The organism is Marinobacter sp. EVN1, assembly GCF_000475375.1.
GTDB lineage: Bacteria > Pseudomonadota > Gammaproteobacteria > Pseudomonadales > Oleiphilaceae > Marinobacter > Marinobacter nauticus.
The window spans coordinates 1-4,184 of record NZ_AXCB01000052.1 but is presented as its reverse complement, the minus strand read 5'-3'; the positions used below and the strand labels follow the sequence as shown (position 1 = coordinate 4,184).

Sequence of the window (4,184 nt, the reverse complement as noted above, 5' to 3'; positions counted from 1 at the left end):
GTCATGAGAAATCCGGGCTAAGACTCAACAAGTTGACAGTAGAAGCGGGGCTTACTGTAATAAAGAATGCTGAGGGCGGTATTGAAGTAGAGCTTGCAGGTATCTCTGTTGATGGCACACATAGGCAAAGCTGGTCGGATGGTCACCGCTTAAAGTTAGTGTTTTCTGCGCCAGAGTAGAAAAATATAACAAGTGGCTGTTGTCGGACGTGCCTACGCTTCGCTCTGGCACGCCGCAAAGCCAAGCGTTATACACAAGGAATGTTCGTAGATCATGGCAAGGAATCGCGGCCAAGGTGGGCCGATTGAAACAAGGTTGATTAGCCTTTTTGCATCACTGTTTTTCTCCATCCCAACCGCAGTATTCGTTTGGCTCTGGGTCAATTTGGAGTTGGCGGTTTACTGGGATGGCTTTCTCAGCAGTCGTTACCTCATTTCCTGTATCTTGATTTTTGCTGTGTTGGCGTTGCTGCTACCGAAACTGTTTCCGTCTATTCTCGGGGGTGTCTGGCGCGGTATCGCCAAAGTTTGGCACTGGTGGGGGTGGTAGTCTCATGTATAACCAATCGTTCAAGTTCGCTACCGGCCTGGCGGCCGTCCGCCGGACGCCTACTACGCTGCGCTCCGCAGGCGCCGCTTAACATTGGCGTTATAGCGGTGGGTTGATTGCATAGGGTTTTCTTGCCTTTTCTCGGAAGGTTACCCGAATATACTGTATATATAAACAGTCTTTTTCGGGTTTTGAAACCCGGTGCAAGAAAACAAATAGAGCGGATCGCCGTTGAACGCTCTCCCTGCTACCCTCAAGAGCCAAGCCAGATGGATAAGTCGCGCTTGATCCGTCTGGCTTGGCTCTTGAGGGAAGGCGGATCAATCGGCAATCGTGGTCGCCTTTGTTCCGTGCCTTCGCATCTTCGGTGCCCCCGCTGACTACTGGCCTGATAACTTCCCAGGGATGTCTGCAGAGTGTGGAGTGGTCTGTGAGTAGGGTGGAGTATGAGAGTCTTTCAGGACGGTCCGTATAACCACACGTTAAGTCGGACCCTGGCTGGCGCCAGTGCCGCTTAACATCCGTCGTTAGAGCAAAAGTGGAATTCGAGAATATATGATGGATCGGACATTGAATAAAAGAAGAATTCCGTCGGCTGCTATGCGGGCGAATCTCATTGCAAAATACAATAATAAATGTGCAATGTGCTCCATTTCTGGAGAGCAGATCCCTCTGGAAATGGCTTCGATTACGCCTCTTCATCAAGGCGGCAGCCTGACGGAAGAAAATTTCCTTCTGCTATGCCCTAATTGCCATAGGTATATGGACATGGGGCCAAAAGAGATTGAGTTTGTGAATTTCCTTTATCAAGTTCTTAAGGAAACTAGCCCTAATCAAAATATTCAACTCGAAGCGATAATTGGAGATACTCAAAGGGCGAGAGCAGACATTCTCATAGAAGATAGTCGGAAAGAGAAGATTCTTATTGAGTGCAAATCCAATAAAGCAATTACAAGGAGCCACAGCTCTAAAATAGTCGAACAGATTTTGGAATATGGCAAGCTTATAGGCGAATGCAAGAAAGTCCTGGCCATACCAGGTAGATTGCCAAACGAGATAAAGCAAAACTTTGAATCTAATGACATAGAGGTATGGGACGCAGACTATCTCATTAAGAATTTCAAAGCGGGTATACAAAAGGCTGATAGCAGCTACTTCAAAATGCTTCTAACTGCCATCGCTGGAGAGGAAGAAGGTAGTAGAGATCAAGATTTGCTCGGAAAGTTAAAGGCATGTAATCCGGGTCGTAAAGATTGCTACATATATCAGAGCCTCATTGGCGAAATCATAGAAGAACTGTTTTGTCCTCCTCTTGATAAGCCGATTCAAGAAGTTAGCGATTTCACCAAGTCAAACCGAAGAGATTTCATTGTTCCCAATTATGCTATTGAAGGGTTTTGGTCATTTTTGCGCGAAAAATACTCCGCTGACTATGTTGTTGTAGATGCTAAAAACTATTCTAGAAAAGTTAAAAAAAGTGATGTCCTTCAAATCGCGAATTACCTTAAACCTCATGGAGCTGGACTATTTGGAATAATCTTTTCTAGGAACGGCGGTGACTCTGCTGGTTGTTTGCACACCATTCGAGAACAGTGGATGGTACATCAAAAACTTATTCTCGTACTTGATGATACTGATGTAGAAAATATGCTTTTATCATCTGGCGGGGCCGCAGACTTAATCGGAGCAAAAATTGAAGAATTCAGGCTATCTATGTAAATGCTCTAACAAAGCGCTGTTGTCGGACTGGATCTTCGCTGCGCGACAAACCAGCCGCAAAGCGCGGCGTTAGGCAGTAAAGAGGTCACGGATGAGCACATCGGAAACTACAGAACATAGCGTTGGTCTCTGCCCCTGTGGAGCAGGCGATATTATCAAGTCGATTACTACCCAAGATAATCCATGGAGCGGTGCTGATATCTCTGTCCGCATTAACTGTTCCAAGTGTTCTTCTGAATGGCGTGTTCTCTATGATTCCTTAATTCTTCGCAGTAGCGAACAAGAGGCAATTCAAGCGGGGCGGAATGTGGCGAAAATCGAGAAGCAGCTGATAGCTGCTATTGAACCGCTTTTCGACAAGTATTTTGCCGGCGTAAAGACAAAAAAGGCAGAACTCGCAGAGCTGCAGAGGCTTGGTATAAGCCAAGACAACTATCGGGGCTACCTTAAGCTCAGAAGAAAACACTCTTCGATTGCCAAATGTTGTAACCCTCTCTGGAATACCGGGTGGCTCAGAGGTATCGCCGAAGAGGGCGGGTGTCTGGACGATTTGGACGCTCTATTGTTAGATCTCCGTAAAGCAAAAGAAGCTCACGGGCATGCTTTAGCTTCAATCGTAAGGCAGAGAATTGCCTAACAAGGGGCTGCAGCGGACCGCTTATCCGGCGCAGTGCGCCTCCAAAGCGGCCGCTGAGCCCAGGCGTTATGTATAGGAGTATCCATGAGCGACGAAATCGAGCTTAAGCTCACAGAGGACGAAGCATGGGTGCTTTTCGAGTTTGTCCGCAGGTTCAGTGATACAGATCGGCTCTCTATCGAAGATCAGGCCGAACAAAGGGCACTTTGGAATTTGTGTTGTATCTTTGAGAAAACGCTGCATCAAGCTCAAGACATTAGCTATGAAGAATTCATTGCGCAGCGTCGTGATCAACTCCGAGATGAATCCTAAACTCCGGCACATAACAAACCGCGTAAGGCGGACGGCTTTCAGCCGCCGCTTCGCTCCGCGTTATGCCTAGGAGAGAAAATGGAATTAAGCAGTAGATTTTTCTTGGGGAGCGCCAAGGATACGAGCTTGCCGGCTTTCAAATGGTGGAATAGCAAGCGGATAGAGTACAACATGAGGTTCTTGGGTTGTCTGGTTGCCGGCCAAGTCCTGTTGTTAATGACCTCGTACAGCCTCGGCCTCGCGACCGCGGATAACATTCTCAATAAGATCGCTGGCGCCCTATTAGCTGATTTGGTGGTTCTAGTAGTCGTTAACCTGGTTTACTTTCTATGGCCAGCTCTTGAGCTACTGCTATTTCGGGAAAATCCGCAAAAATATAGATCGGTATGTTTTGCGGTGTTGAATGGCCTAAGTTTGGCTCTTTTCGTAGCCATATTCGTTCTCATTTTTGCCATCAAGGCATAACAAGGTGGTCAACGGGACGCCAACTACGCTGCGCTCCGTTGGCGCCCATTACCACGGCGTTAAGTGTCATCAGGAACAATGACTAGAATCCTTTTTGTTTGCAGTCAGAACAAGCTTCGCTCCCCGACAGCTGAGGCTGTTTTCAGCGAAGAACCAAATGTCGAAGTCAGGTCAGCAGGCTTGAATAATGATGCAGAGGTGCCTCTAGGAGCTGAAGACATAGAATGGGCTGAGGTTATTTTCGTTATGGAAAACGCCCATAAACGTAAATTGCGAACGAGATTCAGAGAACATCTAAAAAATCAAAAATTGATCTGTTTGGGCATCCCAGATAATTATGAGTACATGGCCCCAGAGCTGGTTGATATCTTTAGGTCAAGAATCCCGCAATTTCTGCGGTAAACACTTAACAAGGCAGTCAACCGGACGCCAAAAGCGTGCGCTTTTGGTTCCCTACGCTGGCGCTCCGGCGCCGGTTACCGCAGGCGTTAAGTGTTTCGTA

The 4,184-nt window shown here is 47.2% G+C and carries 6 protein-coding genes; all 6 read left to right on the top strand.

Translation table 11 applies throughout. The features are described 5' to 3' along the window. Positions 1-273 precede the first annotated feature (273 nt). A complete protein-coding gene (locus Q674_RS37025; RefSeq protein ID WP_023009706.1) occupies positions 274-549 on the top strand; it encodes a hypothetical protein in 276 nt (91 codons plus the stop codon). A 555-nt stretch (positions 550-1,104) separates the two neighbouring features. Then, positions 1,105-2,268: an HNH endonuclease gene (locus Q674_RS37020; RefSeq protein ID WP_031210396.1), complete on the top strand. Its 1,164-nt coding sequence runs from the start codon at positions 1,105-1,107 to the stop codon at positions 2,266-2,268. Between the two features lie 91 nt (positions 2,269-2,359). Then, on the top strand, positions 2,360-2,905 hold the full coding sequence (locus Q674_RS37015; protein ID WP_023009704.1) for a hypothetical protein: 546 nt from the start codon (positions 2,360-2,362) through the stop codon (positions 2,903-2,905). Between the two features lie 84 nt (positions 2,906-2,989). Then, positions 2,990-3,217 carry a hypothetical protein gene (locus Q674_RS37010; RefSeq protein ID WP_023009703.1) on the top strand — a complete coding sequence of 76 codons (228 nt, stop codon included), beginning with the start codon at positions 2,990-2,992 and terminating at the stop codon, positions 3,215-3,217. A 78-nt stretch (positions 3,218-3,295) separates the two neighbouring features. Continuing rightward, positions 3,296-3,682 (top strand): hypothetical protein, encoded by a 387-nt coding sequence (locus Q674_RS37005; protein WP_023009702.1) that lies wholly within the window; start codon positions 3,296-3,298, stop codon positions 3,680-3,682. 78 nt (positions 3,683-3,760) lie between these two features. Further along, on the top strand, positions 3,761-4,084 hold the full coding sequence (locus Q674_RS37000) for a low molecular weight protein tyrosine phosphatase family protein (RefSeq protein ID WP_023009701.1): 324 nt from the start codon (positions 3,761-3,763) through the stop codon (positions 4,082-4,084). The last annotated feature ends 100 nt before the right edge of the window (positions 4,085-4,184 follow it).

Coding starts and splice junctions, on each gene's coding strand:
- Q674_RS37020 (WP_031210396.1), top strand. CDS start 1,105: ATGATGGATCGGACATTGAATAAAAGAAGAATTCCGTCGGCTGCTATG.
- Q674_RS37010 (WP_023009703.1), top strand. CDS start 2,990: ATGAGCGACGAAATCGAGCTTAAGCTCACAGAGGACGAAGCATGGGTG.
- Q674_RS37025 (WP_023009706.1), top strand. CDS start 274: ATGGCAAGGAATCGCGGCCAAGGTGGGCCGATTGAAACAAGGTTGATT.
- Q674_RS37015 (WP_023009704.1), top strand. CDS start 2,360: ATGAGCACATCGGAAACTACAGAACATAGCGTTGGTCTCTGCCCCTGT.
- Q674_RS37005 (WP_023009702.1), top strand. CDS start 3,296: ATGGAATTAAGCAGTAGATTTTTCTTGGGGAGCGCCAAGGATACGAGC.
- Q674_RS37000 (WP_023009701.1), top strand. CDS start 3,761: ATGACTAGAATCCTTTTTGTTTGCAGTCAGAACAAGCTTCGCTCCCCG.